A 14,825-nucleotide genomic window follows, 5' to 3' on the forward strand; every position below is an offset into this window, starting at 1 on the left:
GTGCTGACATGTCACTGCTGGCCATCAAAGAAAAAACTTTTAATCGTTGTTTTGTCAGTCTCTTTCTGATCACGATACTGGGCATGGCCGCATTCAATTACAGCGTCAATGCCTTTGGGGTTTTCTCGATGCCGAGCATCAAGGGTTACAACGATGTGCGCTTTGTTGAGAATACGCGTATCTATAAAACCTTTTTGATCAAAAACCAGAAAATTGACGGCCTCTTGCTTGGCAGTTCGCGCATTGAAGAGAGCATGCGCCCGCTGCCCGCCGCATGGCCAAAAATGCAAACCTACAACATGGCCATGCCTGGCGCTTCTATCCATGAAATTCAGCGCAATCTGCAACACGCCAACGCCATCACACCACTGAAACAAGTGTTGATCGGCCTCGATTTTTTTATGTTCTCAGCGTTTATGGAATCGGCGGGAGACTTTTCAGAGAGCTACTTTTCCGTAGACGAAACCGACAAGAAAAAATCTGATCTCTATGTGTTGCGTACCTACACCAATATTCTGCTGTCTTCCGATGCATTAACAAAAAGTAAAAAAACTATCAGAGACAGCAAAAAGAGTATTACCCCGTCCCATGAAGACAATGGCATGACTTCGATTGCCGCGCACACGGCCGCAGTAAAAAACAATGCCGACCTCTACAAAGTGTTCGATTCGTTTGAGAAAAGTTATTTTCGTAAAAACGGATTTTGGCTCAACGGCCCCAATGCCACCTTCACCACCGAAGGCAAAAATGGTCACTCCACTTACGATGACTACCGCGCCCTACTCGACACTGTGTACCGCAACAATATTCCCGCCAGTTTTGTAATTCCGCCACTGCACGAATACATGTTGTTTGGCTTGGATGGCATCGGTTTATGGCCCGCCTATCTGCAGTGGAAACAAAAAATTACCACTCTCAATGAAGAAGTGGCAGCGCAGTATCAACAAACGCCCAGACCGCTGTGGGATTTTGCGGTGGTGAATGCCATGACGCGCGAATGGCTGCCGGAAGATCCGCGCCTAACGACCCCGAAAAATGGCATGCACTGGTTTTGGGATCCTGCGCATGTCAAACCCAGTTTTGGCGATGAAATGCAGCAGCGCGTCTTTGTTACTCAGCAACAAGACATAGGCACCATGCTCACGCAACAAAACATCGCACAACATTTGCAACAACAAACTGCTGCGCTGGCACAAGCCCAGCGGGAAGATGCCGCCGTGCGCGAACACATCAAAAAGAAATTGCAGTCACTCAATGTGTGGCAGCATATTTCAGCCGATATTCACTGACCGCGCATAAACCATTTATCGAGTTCAGCGAGACTCACTTGTATCCATGTTGGGCGGCCGTGGTTGCATTGGCCGCTGCGCTCGGTGATTTCCATATCGCGCAACAAGGCATTCATTTCTGGCAGCGTCATACGGCGATTCGCACGCACAGAGCCGTGACAGGCCATGGTCGACAGCACTTCGTTCACCGATTCACGAATACGCGTGGTGGTGCCGTGTTGCAGCAAATCTGACAAAATATCGCGCAATAATTGTTCACTATTGCCCTGCAGCAACAGCACCGGAATTTGTCGAATCAACAAAGACTCAGGCCCTACACGATCCACTTGTACGCCCAGTTCCGCAAAAAATGCACGCTGCTCTTCGGCGCAATCAGCTTCGCGCTCACTCACTGAAACCTGCTGTGGCACCAATAATGGCTGACAGGCAATTTTCTGTGCGTCATACGCATTTTTTAAGCGCTCATAAGTGATGCGCTCGTGTGCAGCGTGCGTATCCACCAACACCAAGCCTTGTGCATTCTCCGCCAAAATATAAATACCTTTTAGCTGCGCGATGGCATAACCCAACAGCGGCACTTCCTCTGCATTTTCTGTATTGGCTTGCAAAAAATTCGGCGGCGTTTTCAACACACCTGCTGCGGAATCCAACTGTGCAGCAGGCACAGCTTGCGGCGTATACAAAGCGGCGTACTGCGGCAAACTTTGGCGCACATCGCGCGCGGCATCCAACAATGGCATACGGTTTTGAAATGGCTGTTGCTGTGCAGTGGATGAAAAATCTGCTGTCGCTGTGCGGTCGCGCAGCTCGCTATCGGGGCGCAATTCTGCCAACGCACGCGCTAGCGAGCGAAACACAAAATCGTGTATGCGGCGCGAATCGCGAAACCGCACTTCATGTTTGGTCGGATGCACATTGACATCAACAGAGGCAGGGTCAACCGTCAAATACAATACATACGCAGGGTGACGGCTGTGATGCAACACATCTTGAAACGCCAAACGCACGGCATGCGAAATCAACTTGTCGCGGATAGCGCGGCCATTGACATAAAAGTATTGCAAATCAGGCTGACTGCGCGAAAACGCTGGCTGCGCCAACCAACCACACAGATGTAAATCGTCGTGCTGCACATCCACACGAAACGCCTGTTGCATAAACGCAGAACCGCACAGCGTTGCCACCCGCCGTTCTTGCTCAGCCAGTGTCAGCGCCTCGCGCAATTGTTGCACCGTGCGTTGATTGTGTCGCCAGTGAAACGCCACATCGAATCGCGAGAGCGCCAATTTTTTTAGCGTCTCATCAATGCGTTGAAATTCTGTTTTCTCACTGCGCAGAAATTTACGACGCGCTGGTGTATTAAAAAACAAGTCGCGCACTTCCACGGTCGTGCCACACTGATGTGCCGCCGGCAATACCGCGGCAATCATCTCCTGTCCTTCCGCCTGCGCTTGCCATCCAGCGCTGTCGTTTTGTGTATTGGAAGTCAGTGTCAAACGCGATACCGAAGCCATACTCGCCAAGGCTTCGCCGCGAAACCCCAGTGTTGCCACCGCTTCCAAATCATCCAACTCTATAATTTTGCTGGTGGCATGGCGCGATAACGCCAAGGGCATGTCTTCCTGCTCTATGCCACAACCATCATCACGCACGCGAATAATTTTTACACCGCCCTGCTCAACATCCACATCAATGCGTGTTGCACCGGCATCAATACTATTTTCCAGCAGCTCTTTCACTATGGACGCTGGACGCTCCACCACTTCGCCAGCAGCAATCTGGTTAGCAAGGCGTTGACTGAGTTGATGAATGCGCGGCACGGCGGAGAGTCTCTAATTCTTAGCTAAAAAACTATTGGGGGATTTTCAGTTTCTGGCCAAGCATAACATTTTGGTTGCGTAGTTTATTGGCTTCACTTACCGCACTCGCACTGACTTTGTAGCGCGCAGCGATACCGCTCAGTGTCTCGCCTTTTTTAACCACATGCGTTACAGATGGCTTTGTTTTTATTGTTGATTCCTTTAGGACGGCAATTTTTTTCTTAGCGACTGTTTTCTTAATCTCTTTTTTCTCAGCCAGTAGCGCTGCCATTGCATCGGCTTGTGGCTCAAGTTTTTTCTTCGCGCGATTACCCTCGCTGAAAGCTGGCACCGACTTAGCAGAAACCTGACGCGCAGCCTCACTCTCTTCATTACCAACAGCGTCTAGCAGTGGTGTTTTGTCTATCACGCGCTTTACTTTCCCTCCACGCGCTGCAGCCAAAGCGGTATCCATGGGGGGCTTGGCGCGAAAGTGACTGTCGACACCGGAAAAAATAGCCTGTGCCATTTGTGAGCGATACGCAGGCGTAGATAATTTTCGCGCTTCTTCTGCATTGGTGATAAATCCGGTTTCTATCAACAGCGATGGAATGTCAGGATTTTTTAACACGACAAAGCCAGCCTGCTCCACAAAACCGCGATGCATTTTGGCAATTTTTTTCATTTGTTTTAGAACACTGCTGCCCATATCCAGACTAGTCGCCACGGTAGCTGTCATCGAAAGATCCAATAGCACGCCTTGCAATACCGGATCTTTGTCTGCCAAATTTACGCCGCCCACCAAGTCAGCATCGTTTTCTGTTTGTGCCAACCAGCGTGCGGTCTCTGATGTGGCACCACGCTGGGACAAAGCAAATACACCAGCACCTTGCGCGCTAGGATCTTTGAAAGCATCGGCATGAATTGCCACAAACAAATCAGCGCCTTTGTTGCGCGCAATTTGTGTGCGCCCACGCAAACTGACATAGTAATCTCCAGAGCGGGTGAGGATAGCGGAGTACCCAGGTGTGCTGTTAATTTTATTTGCCAGCTCACGCGCAATCGCCAGCGTCACATCTTTCTCAAAAATTCCCTTTGCACTGCGCGCGCCAGGATCTTCACCACCGTGACCCGCATCCACAGCAATCACAATATCGCGCATACCATTCGCGGCAGGCTTTACTGTTTTCACTTCACTAACGGCAGTCTCGTCAAACAAATCCAATACCAAACGATCGCCATACTGATTATTTGCAGGCAGCAAAAAACTTTTAGGCTTTACTTTGGCAGACAAGTCCAACACCAGCTGAATGCCATCTCCCATTTTCTCTGCATGCAATGCAGAGACAGGCGTGTTCTTTAAATTAATTTTTTTCTCATCAACTGAAAATTGTGCTTTGGGCAAAATTACTACAATTCGCTGTGCATTACCCTGCTCGCCTGGCATGTTCAACAGTTTATGCTCGGTAGCGCTGGAGAGATCGAACACTAAGCGCGTGTTATCAGGCGCGCGCCACACGCGCACATTTTCTATATTTGCTGCGCTCACCCAAGCAGAGCAAATACTCAATAACACAAGCAGCAGAATATTTTTATTGCAGCGCATGTAACCATTCCTGTGCGCGCACCGACACTGCCTGCATGGTCATCACGCGCCCTGCTTCATTATCTGGTACAAGCGTGATGGACAAATCTGGCGCTGGCAATAAATCGATGGCTTTTTCCGGCCATTCAATCAAGCAAATACTAACTGGTGAAAAATATTCGCGTATGCCCATCAATTCCAATTCTTCCGGATCATTCACGCGGTAGAGGTCAAAGTGATACAACACACTGCCCGCTAAAGTGTACGGCTCTACCAAGGTGTAAGTCGGACTTTTTACCGCGCCTTGGTGTCCCAATGCACGCAGCCAGCCACGCGACAGTGTAGTTTTTCCCGCGCCTAATGTGCCGTGCAACCAAATCACTGCACTCGGCTTGCACACAGCAGCTAACTTTGCACCTGCATGCAAAGTAGCTTGCTCATCGGGCAAATGCCACTGTATTTCTTTTTGAGACAACTGCATTATTAGGCAACGATACCGGCACTCTCAACGCGTACGCACATAATCACTGTACGCCTGCTCCAGCACACTGATATCAGGCAACAACACCGTTTCTCCCATGGAAGTATTCATGGCCGCCATTTCAGCAGCACCCAATTCCATATCGGTTACTTCGGAGAGATCTTGCGGCAAGATGCGTAACAACCGCGGAATGCCTTGCAACACAATCGCGATAAACGGAATGCTTTCATCCAACCCCGTGTTGTTCAGCACCGCGATACGGCGCACACCACTGTAATGCTCTGGCGTTTGTTGATTGAGCATTTCAAATGACAGTAAAGGCACAGCCATTTGCCGCCACTGGATGTATCCCAAAAACCATGCGGGCGCATTTTCTGGACACTCGGGATAACTGAAATTCACAATTTCTGCCACCGACACACCGGGCAGCAATAACTGTTTATCCTGCACAGGCAACAACATGCTAGGAATATCGCGCACGGCCTGTGCATTAGCTGTTTGTGTATTGCTCGTTTCCGTCTCTGTCGCATTCATCATTTCAGTACCTGTTTTTCTATTTTGTGTTTTTTATCTTTGTAATTGTCTTCTGTCGGTTTGCACCCAAGTGGCTAAGCGCGCGGCTAACTGTGCCGGTGTTCCAGAAAAATCTGCTTTACCTAATGCGCGTTCTGTCGCTTCTGGCATCGCCCAATTCACACAACTGTCTCGACTTTGTGTCCACACTTGACCGCCGCAGCGTTTCATCAATCGACTGGCTGCCGCCGCGTCATCGCACATGCCACTGAATACTATCACGCCACCTGTGCGCCCAAAATGCATCGCTGTGGAAGCAACCACCTGATCTAAATTAGGCTGATACTGCCCCACCCAGCCGTTATTGCGCACATGGAAACTGCCGTTGCGCGTGACATTGGTGGTGTGCTCAGGAGAAATCACCGCTACGGAATTTTCGCGCAGTAAATCACCGTGGCGCACGGCGAACGCTTCGTAATGGCTGTTGCGCCCCATCACTTGCGTAAGTAAGCCTTGAAAATCACGCTCAATATGATTGGCATAAATAAATGCTACGCCGATATCAGGTGGCACGGCATCTAAAAACTGCTTCACTGCATCAGGGCCACCAATGGAACCCGCCAGCACCCACACACGGCGCGGCAGGCGCGGTGCATCTTGTCGCGTGCGATTAATCAGCCCTGTCAAACCGTTCAATTTTTCATTGAGACGACGCTGCCAATTGGCAAACTCTGGGCTGACATGATTGGGTATTTTGCCTTCGCACAAAATCATCGGCACACGGATACTGTCCAATAACACATCCAGCGGCTCTGGATGTTCTGCCTCCAAGGCTTCTACATCCAGATTGATAATCCACGCGTCTACACCGGCATCCGCCACACGGCCCGCGCTGCGTGAAAACTCCAGCGCTACAGCGATTTCCTGCCCTGCGGACGACACAGCCGCCCGCAAGGTAGGCACCTGCGCAGGGTCATCGACTATCACACCAATACGCAGGACATTCATCGGCAATCTCAGCTACCGTCGCGCTCGTAACGCGCCATGCGATTTGCCAAGCGTTCTCCCACCAAATCATTGATGTTCAGCAGCAGCTCCTCTTCAACATAGGGCTTGCCCATGTAGCGCTCCACGCCCATCGCCACGGCGCGTTCACGGTGCTTCTCACCGGTGCGCGAGGTGATCATGATGATCGGGATATCTTGCATGCGGTGGCTGTTTTTCATCGTACTCGCCACTTCAAAGCCGTCCATGCGCGGCATTTCGATATCCAACAGCAGCACATCGGGCAGACGATCCTGCATTTGCAGCAGCGCGTCAGCACCATCTTTTGCCAACATCACATTGAACCCTTCCCGCTCCAGTAAACGCGAAGTTACTTTGCGCACCGTCACCGAGTCGTCGCACACCATCACCGTGATGTTTTCTTCCATCGTCGGTGCAACGCTCTGTGCAGAGCTAGTAGAAGCGCCTTCATGCGCCAAATTGGCACGCACGAGAGCGAGCAGATCGAGAATCACTACCACGCTGCCGTCACCGAGTAGTGTTGCGCCCGACAAACCCGGCACAGCGGCAAACTGCGGCCCCAAAGCTTTTACAACAATCTCACGGCTACCAATCAACTGATCCACATGCAGCGCAACAGTGTGTTCTGCGCTGCGCACCAAAATCACCGGCTCTGGCAGCGTCGAAGTTTCAACATTCGCATGCATTTTTGTGCGCAACATGGCACCGAGATAGCGCACTTCGTATTGACGACCCGCGTACTCGAAACGCGCCGTTGGATCTTCGTAATAACTTTCCAATTCGTAAGGGCTGACGCGCACCAAACCTTCGATAGATGTTAATGGAATCGCAAAAGTATCTTCACCCACGCGCACCATCAAAGCGCGGTTCACCGACACCGTGAACGGCAAGCGCACAATAAACTCTGTGCCTTTACCCACAGCGGACTGAATGGTCATCGAGCCACCCATGGCTTTGATTTCGCTGTGCACCACATCCATGCCGACACCACGACCGGAAATTTGCGTCACTTTTTCTGCTGTACTAAAACCGGCTTGCAAAATAAATTGCAGCGCTTCGTTGTCAGTGATCGGTGAATCAGGCGTCAGCAAACCGCGTTCAATTGCTTTTTTGCGCACGGCATCCACATTGATACCGCCGCCGTCATCGCGCAGTGAAATCAAAATATCGCCGCCGTCGCGCCCCAAACTCAAAACAATGCGGCCTTGTTTTGATTTACCTGCTGCCAAGCGTTTTTCTGGCGTTTCCACACCGTGGTCACAAGCGTTACGCAACATGTGTTCCAACGGCGCGACCATGCGTTCCAGCATGGTTCTATCCAACTCGCCCTGCACATTTTCCAAATCAAATGCGATATCTTTTTTCAACTCGCCCGCTACTTGGCGCACGATACGGCGCAAGCGCGGCTCCAAACGCGAAAACGGTACCATGCGCGAACGCATCAAGCCTTCTTGCAAACCTGTATTAATACGCGCCTGCTGCACCAACAGCGTTTCTGTGTCACGCAATTTATTGGTTAAAGAGCTGCGAATGTCCAACAAATCCGATGCCGATTCCGTCAGAGAACTGGTCAACTGTTGCACAGTGGAGTAACGATCCATTTCCAGCGGATCAAAATCATCGCTGCGTTCTTGAATTTCTGTCATGCGCGATTGAATTTGCGCGTCCGTCTCTGCTTCCAAACGACGCAACTGATCTTGTAAACGGGTTATTGTCGCGTCCATCTCCTCAGCAGTGCGCTCAATATCAATCATCTGCTGTTCAACACGCGCACGACTGATGGAGGTTTCACCTGCGAGGTTAACCAAGTTTTCCAACAAGTCGGCGGATACTTTCACCATTTCCTGCTGTGCTTGCGCGGCTTTTGCATCAACAGCAGCATGTGTAGCTTTTCTGCCGGCAATGGCGTCTTCCAAACCGCGCGGCAATTGACCACCGCGGAAAGGAATAATCGTCGCGGATTGCGGCGCTGGCGTGTCTGTTGGTTTTTTGGCAGCAGGCTGTGGCGACACTGCGGTTTTTTCAGCGACGACAGGAGCAACAGGCGCAATCGCTACCGACTCACCGGCCACGATGCGTTTCACTTGCGCCACGCCTTTCAACATTTTTTCGTAGTAATCGTTGATGGTAGCAAACAAAGCATCATCAGCCACACCTGAGAACTGCTCTAGCTGCGTTTCTAAATCGTGCGCTAATTCACCGAGCGCCATAATGCCTGTCATGCGCGCACCACCTTTGAAGGTGTGCAAAATACGCTTCAAAGAATCGCAGAACGATTTATCTTCTGGCGCATTGCGCCACGCATCAATTTGCGTTTCTAAATCTTCGACCAGTTCGCTCGCCTCTTCCAAGAACAGCGCAAACATTTCTGGATCTGCATCTTCACTGATACCGAGATCCATCACCTCTATCGCAGACGCAGCCACTTCTTCAATAATTTCTTGTGCGATAGGTTCTTCTTCAACCACCGCCGCAACAACCGGCTCTTCCACAACAGGCGCAGGAACAGGAGCAACAAGAGGAACAACAGCTGCCTGTGGTCGCTCACCAGCCGCTAACATACGGCCTTGCTTTACACCGGTGAGGATTGCGTCTTGGCATTGCAGAATTTGCGCAAACAAAGCGTGATCCGCTGCGCCGCTGAATGTTTCTAATTGTGTTTCCAAATCGTGTGCAAGTGAGCCAAGGCCCGTCAGCCCCGCCATACGCGCACCGCCTTTCAAGGTGTGCAAATTTCTGCGCAGTGCGTCGGCAAAACTGCTGTCTTCCGGCGCAGCCTGCCAATCACCAATTAACTGCTCCAACTCTTCCGTCAGTTCGTCGGCCTCTTCCAAGAAAATACCCAGCAACTCTTCATCGATATCATCGCTGTATTCCAATATATCAGCGCCTGCTATTGCCACAGGCTCCTTAGTATCAATTGCAACTTCTTCTACAACAGATATTTCTGGAACCGACGCTTCTATTGTCGATGCTTCTTCAACAGGCAACACTTCATCAATAGCAATAGGTTCGATAACAATTTCTTCAATATTTTCTTCAGCGCTTGCAACAACATGCTCATCAATAACGGGCGCAGAAACGAATGCAGGCTCCGCATCGCCAGCCAACGCAGCAAAGTTAACCGTTGCAGTCTCACCATTGCGCCACGCTCTCACCATCGCCACACCGCGGAATAACCGGTCTTGGCACTCATTCAGCAGCGCGAACAACGACGCATCCGCATCGCCAGTAAAAAACTCCAGTTGCGTTTCTAGATCGTGCGCCCAAGTACCGAGCAGCATCAAACCACACATGCGTGCGCCGCCTTTGAATGTATGCAGCGAACGGCGCACCGCATCAGCCATGCTCGTTTGTGGATCTTCGCTCCACTGATGAATCTCTTCATCCAACTGCTCAAGAATTTCATCCGCTTCTTCGAGGAAAATGTCGAGCAAGTCAGCGTCCAACTCGGCCAACACTGCCGCGTCATCTGTCACCGTAGACGCAGGCTCAGAAATCGCAGCATCCACAACAAGCTCTTCTTCAGCAGAAGTTTCTGCTACAACATCTTCAACGCTCGCCTCTACATACTCTGCCGCCACAACTTCTGTGTCTACAAATTCTGTTGCGCAGAATTGCGCGATGTTGTCTTCCATTGCTGTGTCTTGCGCTAAATCTTCACTGGCGGCAAGACGATCCATAAAATCAATCAAATGATTGTGCGCTTCAATTGCCAATGTTTCCCATGCAGCAAAAGCACTATTGCTTTGTATTGCGTGCGCATAAGCCGGCGCAATTGCCCGCGCCAAAGAAGCAATTGGCGCGAGACCCGCTTCATCAGCACCCGCGGCCATTTCTGCCAATTCAAACAAAATGCGATCCAAGCCGCTGTGATCTTGTTGCGCGCGCCACTGCGCCAAACGCGGCGCCACATCCATCAACGCGTCCATATCCGTCAACAAGAAATTGTTAAAGCGTGTTGGGTCTACTGTGGCAGAAATCGGGGCTTCCGATTTCGCAGTGGCTTCGACTTCACCGCCGCCCGTTAATACAGCGCGCAGGGCATCGGTGCGCGCCAACAAACTAGCACAGTGTGGCAATACCACTTTCTTGTGTTGGTCAATTAACTGTAATCCGTAGCGAATCTCATCCACCACTTCTGACAACAGCGAGCTGAATTCTTCACCCACCGCGATTTGATACGCACGCAGTTCTTTCACCAATTTTTCAAATGGCGTAGCCAATTCCGCAATCGGCGTAACTTCCGCCATATGCGCGCTACCTTTCAGCGTGTGCAAAGCGCGTTGCAGTGGATCAGAAGTTTCTACTGGCAACGGCGCGCGTTCACGCGCATACGCCAACCATTCATCGGCGACTTGTAAATGCGTTTCCGCTTCGCTGGCAAAAATCTCCCACAAGACAGGATCAAAATCAGCATCCATGTCTTCCATTTCTACAACCGGCTTGAAGCCAATATCTGGCTCGGCTGTTGATATGTCCGCCATCTCTTCTGGCACAGACATTTCGACAACAGCTTCTTCAAATGCAGCTGCAACAGGAGCTTGTTGTATTTCTTGCACATCAGGTAGAGCGGGCCATTCCACTTCTTCTGCAGTTAATTCATCAACAACCAATGCATCTTCTGCCGCAAAGAATTCTTCAGCCGGTGCGATTTCATCAACAACAATTTCTTCAGCTGCAGACTCCAATACTGGCACAGCGTCTGAAACATCAGGCGCTGCCAGCGACGGCAAGGGCTGGCCGTTAGCAATTGCAGATGCGGCTTTACTCAAGCGCTCAGACAACGCCGGCTGCGGATCCACTTTTAATTGGCTAAACGCCTCAATCATGGAAGGAATTTTTTCTACAACCGCATCAATAACTGTGCAGAGATCTTTGCTTGGCTGAATCGTTCCGTCGATGATTCTGTTCAACATGTTCTCAACAGACCACGACAGCTCACCCAACTCAATGGCCTTGGCCATACGACCACTGCCCTTCAAAGTATGAAAGGCGCGGCGGAATTCTGTCAGCGAAGCGTTGTCACTAAAGTCTTCGCGCCATTTTGGGTAGTACTCATGTATCGCCTCTAAAACTTCACCGGCTTCTTCAATGAAAATTTCTGCAATTTCTTCGTCGTAATCTTCGATCACCAAGGGCGCGTCGATAGATTCCGGCTTTACGCTGGCATCACCAACTGGTGCCGCGACGGAGGCAGCAGCAACGGAAGCAGCAGCGGAGGCAGTAACAACAGGAGCGGCGACAACCGGCACGGGCTCCTCCGTCAACAACTCCACGGTTTCCAACATAGGAATATCTGCTTCTACAGCAGACTCAACAGATCCTTCCATCATCTCCTGTGTTAATTCGCTTTCCGCTGCATCGACCTCTGTGACAATCGTTTCAGCCAACATTGGCACTTCTACAGGAGCCTCTGTATCTAATGGCTCGATGACCGGCGCTTCATCCAAGTACGCTTGTGGCGCACGGTGATATACAGCAACGGCGTAACCCAAGGTCGCGACACTGCTCTCGGCTACAGCCAAAGTTTCATCTTGTTCTTCAATAACATCTTCGTCCAAACATTCAAGGTAGTACTCAATACTGGCAATTGCATCCGCTAGCGCATCCATTGCCGAAAACTCAGGCTTATTCTGGCTTCCAATTAACTTTTCTCGAATATAGCGATCACAGGCACCTAAAATACGCGCGGCACGACGCTGACCAACAATTTCCAAGCCGCCACGCACGGACTGCAATAATTCAGGTAACGCCTGTAAATGCGCACCGTCCCATTGCGAGCCGATGTAATCCACAATCGCTTCTTTTATTTGCTCCAAGCCGTTGCTGCATTCATGCAACACAGTGTCATGCGCAGACACAACTGCGCTCTGCATATTCAATGGCGCGCCATCAACAGCCGCTTGCGCACCACTGTTAAAACGCGCATTGAGATTAATTTCAACTTCAACCAAGCGTGACGCCATATCCAACAATGCATCGGCGGAAGCCTTTGTGCCGCTACCAATGCGCGCTTGTAAATCACGGATGATGGATTCAACTTTTTTGCGCTGTTCTGTCAAGCCCAACATTGCCAGCGTGTCGCCAGCCTGCTTAAACACCACCACTGCTGGTGCCAATGCCTCGTTGCTATTTTCTTCGCCACTGACATAGCTGTTAAAAATTTCTTTGGCGCGCTGAAATTCTTCGTTCAATGCCAAAACTACTGAGCGCATGGCTTCAGGATCAATCGCACCAAACGCGCCGTCCGCATCACTACTGCTCAAACCAGGCAGCGAATTATCTAAACGGTAACGCTGGCGTATCGACAAAATTTCTGGCGTTGTTCCTTGGCTGCGCGCAATGTAATACAGCAGGTTTTTCAGCAGCTCTTCCGATGCCGGCTCGTCCAATGTCGTCACGCCTGCCGTTGCCATATGACGAATTTCTTTGTCCATGTCACGCAACAAACTATTCAGCGTCACACTGCCAGAAATAACATCGCTTTCAATACCTTCCACCAAAGCAAGGCCGACATCCCACAGCGCTGAGCGCACCGTTCCCTGACACACCTTGCGGAAGTTCTCAAACACCTTACGCAACGCAGGCAGCTGCGCGTCATAATTGCGATCTCGCATGATATTGACCATCACGGCCTCATACATGTGGCGCAACTTCTTCATCACATCATGAAATTTCTCGTCATCAAAACGCACACGAGGCCCACTCGCCTGCCGTGCAGCGCGCATATCCGGCGCAAATAGCTGTGACTCAGTAAATAGATTTTCACCGCGGATCGCCCGCAAATCGTTCAGCAAGCTGATCAAGGATGCCGGATCATCTGATCGAAAATTCTTCACGCGCTCCAAATAAACCGGCAACTGCAAAATGGCGCGCATTAAAACTTCGTGCGCATCTTTGGTGTTTGCGATTTTCTTGTCCACCAGAGCCTGCGTCAGTTTCTCCATTTCCTCTGCCAGCAGAGCACCACCGTGCAATTCCACCATCTGCAAAATATTAAGCACTTGGTGCAAATGATTAAGACAAAAGCGCAGACGAGGAACATCATCTGTATTGGAGACATAGGCCTCCAGTGCGCCTCCCGCCTCATTCAGTGTTTCGCCGATTTCACCAGCCACCCAATCCAGTGCGGTGAAATTTCTTTTATCGGCCATGGCCTAGCTCCTGTCGCTGCCGGTTTTTATTCTGTCCGGCTTATCAAAACTATTTTACGCAGACATACGCCTGCACACCGTCATCCGCCACGGGTTCTAGCAACGGATGCTCCCAATCCACAATCTCACCCAAACCAATAATCAAAATGCCGCCTTTTTTTAAGCGCTCAGCAAGATTATTCAAAATTTTTCTGCGCCGCCAACGGCGAAAATAAATCAGCATGTTATTGCACGAAATGATGTCCATCTTCACCATGGGCATCTTTTTCAATTCAATCACATTGCCATTGGTAAAGCAGACGCGCTCACGCATCTCTTCTGAAATGCGACAACGCAGTTGATCGTAATCAGAAAAATATTTTTCACGCAAAGGCGGTGGAACCATATCGAGTTTGCGTTTGGAATAAATGCCCTGTCTGGCAAATGTTTGCGCCGGCATGGAAATATCCATCCCCGTCACACCCCAGTAATTCTCCAGGCCCGCAGACTCAAAACACTCGTCCAAAATCATTGCCAAGGTATACGGCTCTTCGCCTGTGGCGCAGCCTACGCTCCACACATCAAAAGAGTCACTAACTTGCCCATTAGCAATGCGTTGGTTGATGTAGTTGCGCAGAAAGTCAAAAGTTGGTTGATGGCGAAAAAAACTTGTCTCTTTTACTACTAAGCGATCAATCAATGTTGACCACTCCATCACGCTACTTACGCCTTCATGCAAGCTACGGAAATATTCTTCAAAACTGATATTGCCCAGCTCGCGCACACGAATCGTCAGCTGCGATTGCAAAAAAGTTTTTTGCTGCGGAACGAGATGGATGCCCGTGCGCTCTTCTAATAATTTACGCCAACTGGCGAAACTCTCTTCGCTCAGCTCACCCTGCGCCTGCATCGACCAACCGCCTGCGCCTGCACCGTTTTTGCGTGTGGCACGCACAGGCGTGGCGGAAGCTGGTGGGCGCACGATGGTCATGGTGT

General features: G+C 50.5%; 8 protein-coding genes. 1 reads left to right on the forward strand and 7 read right to left on the reverse strand.

Features of this window, described 5'->3' with window-relative positions; genetic code table 11:
- Nucleotides 1-8: 8 nt before the first annotated feature.
- Nucleotides 9-1,289, forward strand: a complete 1,281-nt coding sequence (locus IPK30_04345) for a hypothetical protein (GenBank protein ID MBK8102519.1) — start codon at nt 9-11, stop codon at nt 1,287-1,289.
- On the opposite strand, the gene mutL is transcribed toward IPK30_04345, so the two are convergent.
- The 7 genes from mutL to IPK30_04380 are packed head-to-tail and all read right to left on the reverse strand — an operon-like array spanning nt 1,283 to nt 14,820.
- Nucleotides 1,283-3,109, reverse strand: coding sequence for a DNA mismatch repair endonuclease MutL (gene mutL / locus IPK30_04350; protein MBK8102520.1), 1,827 nt, complete (start codon nt 3,107-3,109; stop codon nt 1,283-1,285). The genes IPK30_04345 and mutL overlap by 7 nt on opposite strands.
- 31 nt (nt 3,110-3,140) lie before the next feature.
- The gene (locus IPK30_04355) at nt 3,141-4,694 is read right to left on the reverse strand and encodes an N-acetylmuramoyl-L-alanine amidase (protein ID MBK8102521.1); all 1,554 of its coding nucleotides are present in this window, start codon (nt 4,692-4,694) and stop codon (nt 3,141-3,143) included.
- Nucleotides 4,681-5,154 carry a tRNA (adenosine(37)-N6)-threonylcarbamoyltransferase complex ATPase subunit type 1 TsaE gene (gene tsaE, locus IPK30_04360; GenBank protein ID MBK8102522.1) on the reverse strand — a complete coding sequence of 158 codons (474 nt, stop codon included), beginning with the start codon at nt 5,152-5,154 and terminating at the stop codon, nt 4,681-4,683. Before tsaE ends, IPK30_04355 begins: the two co-directional genes overlap by 14 nt.
- Before the next feature lie 24 nt (nt 5,155-5,178).
- Nucleotides 5,179-5,691, reverse strand: a complete 513-nt coding sequence (locus IPK30_04365) for a chemotaxis protein CheW (protein MBK8102523.1) — start codon at nt 5,689-5,691, stop codon at nt 5,179-5,181.
- Nucleotides 5,692-5,721: 30 nt separating this feature from the next.
- Nucleotides 5,722-6,675, reverse strand: a complete 954-nt coding sequence (locus IPK30_04370) for a chemotaxis protein CheB (protein MBK8102524.1) — start codon at nt 6,673-6,675, stop codon at nt 5,722-5,724.
- An 8-nt stretch (nt 6,676-6,683) separates the two neighbouring features.
- Nucleotides 6,684-13,850 (reverse strand): Hpt domain-containing protein, encoded by a 7,167-nt coding sequence (locus tag IPK30_04375; GenBank protein MBK8102525.1) that lies wholly within the window; start codon nt 13,848-13,850, stop codon nt 6,684-6,686.
- 49 nt (nt 13,851-13,899) lie between these two features.
- Nucleotides 13,900-14,820: a protein-glutamate O-methyltransferase CheR gene (locus IPK30_04380; GenBank protein MBK8102526.1), complete on the reverse strand. Its 921-nt coding sequence runs from the start codon at nt 14,818-14,820 to the stop codon at nt 13,900-13,902.
- Nucleotides 14,821-14,825: the final 5 nt, after the last annotated feature.

This window comes from Cellvibrionales bacterium (genome assembly GCA_016713115.1).
Lineage (GTDB): Bacteria > Pseudomonadota > Gammaproteobacteria > Pseudomonadales > UBA7239 > UBA7239.

Bases quoted from the DNA above. Each gene is read 5' to 3' on its own strand.
- IPK30_04365 (MBK8102523.1), bottom strand. From the start codon at position 5,691: ATGATGAATGCGACAGAGACGGAAACGAGCAATACACAAACAGCTAAT.
- IPK30_04380 (MBK8102526.1), bottom strand. From the start codon at position 14,820: ATGACCATCGTGCGCCCACCAGCTTCCGCCACGCCTGTGCGTGCCACA.
- tsaE (MBK8102522.1), bottom strand. From the start codon at position 5,154: ATGCAGTTGTCTCAAAAAGAAATACAGTGGCATTTGCCCGATGAGCAA.
- IPK30_04355 (MBK8102521.1), bottom strand. From the start codon at position 4,694: ATGCGCTGCAATAAAAATATTCTGCTGCTTGTGTTATTGAGTATTTGC.
- IPK30_04345 (MBK8102519.1), top strand. From the start codon at position 9: ATGTCACTGCTGGCCATCAAAGAAAAAACTTTTAATCGTTGTTTTGTC.
- IPK30_04375 (MBK8102525.1), bottom strand. From the start codon at position 13,850: ATGGCCGATAAAAGAAATTTCACCGCACTGGATTGGGTGGCTGGTGAA.
- IPK30_04370 (MBK8102524.1), bottom strand. From the start codon at position 6,675: ATGAATGTCCTGCGTATTGGTGTGATAGTCGATGACCCTGCGCAGGTG.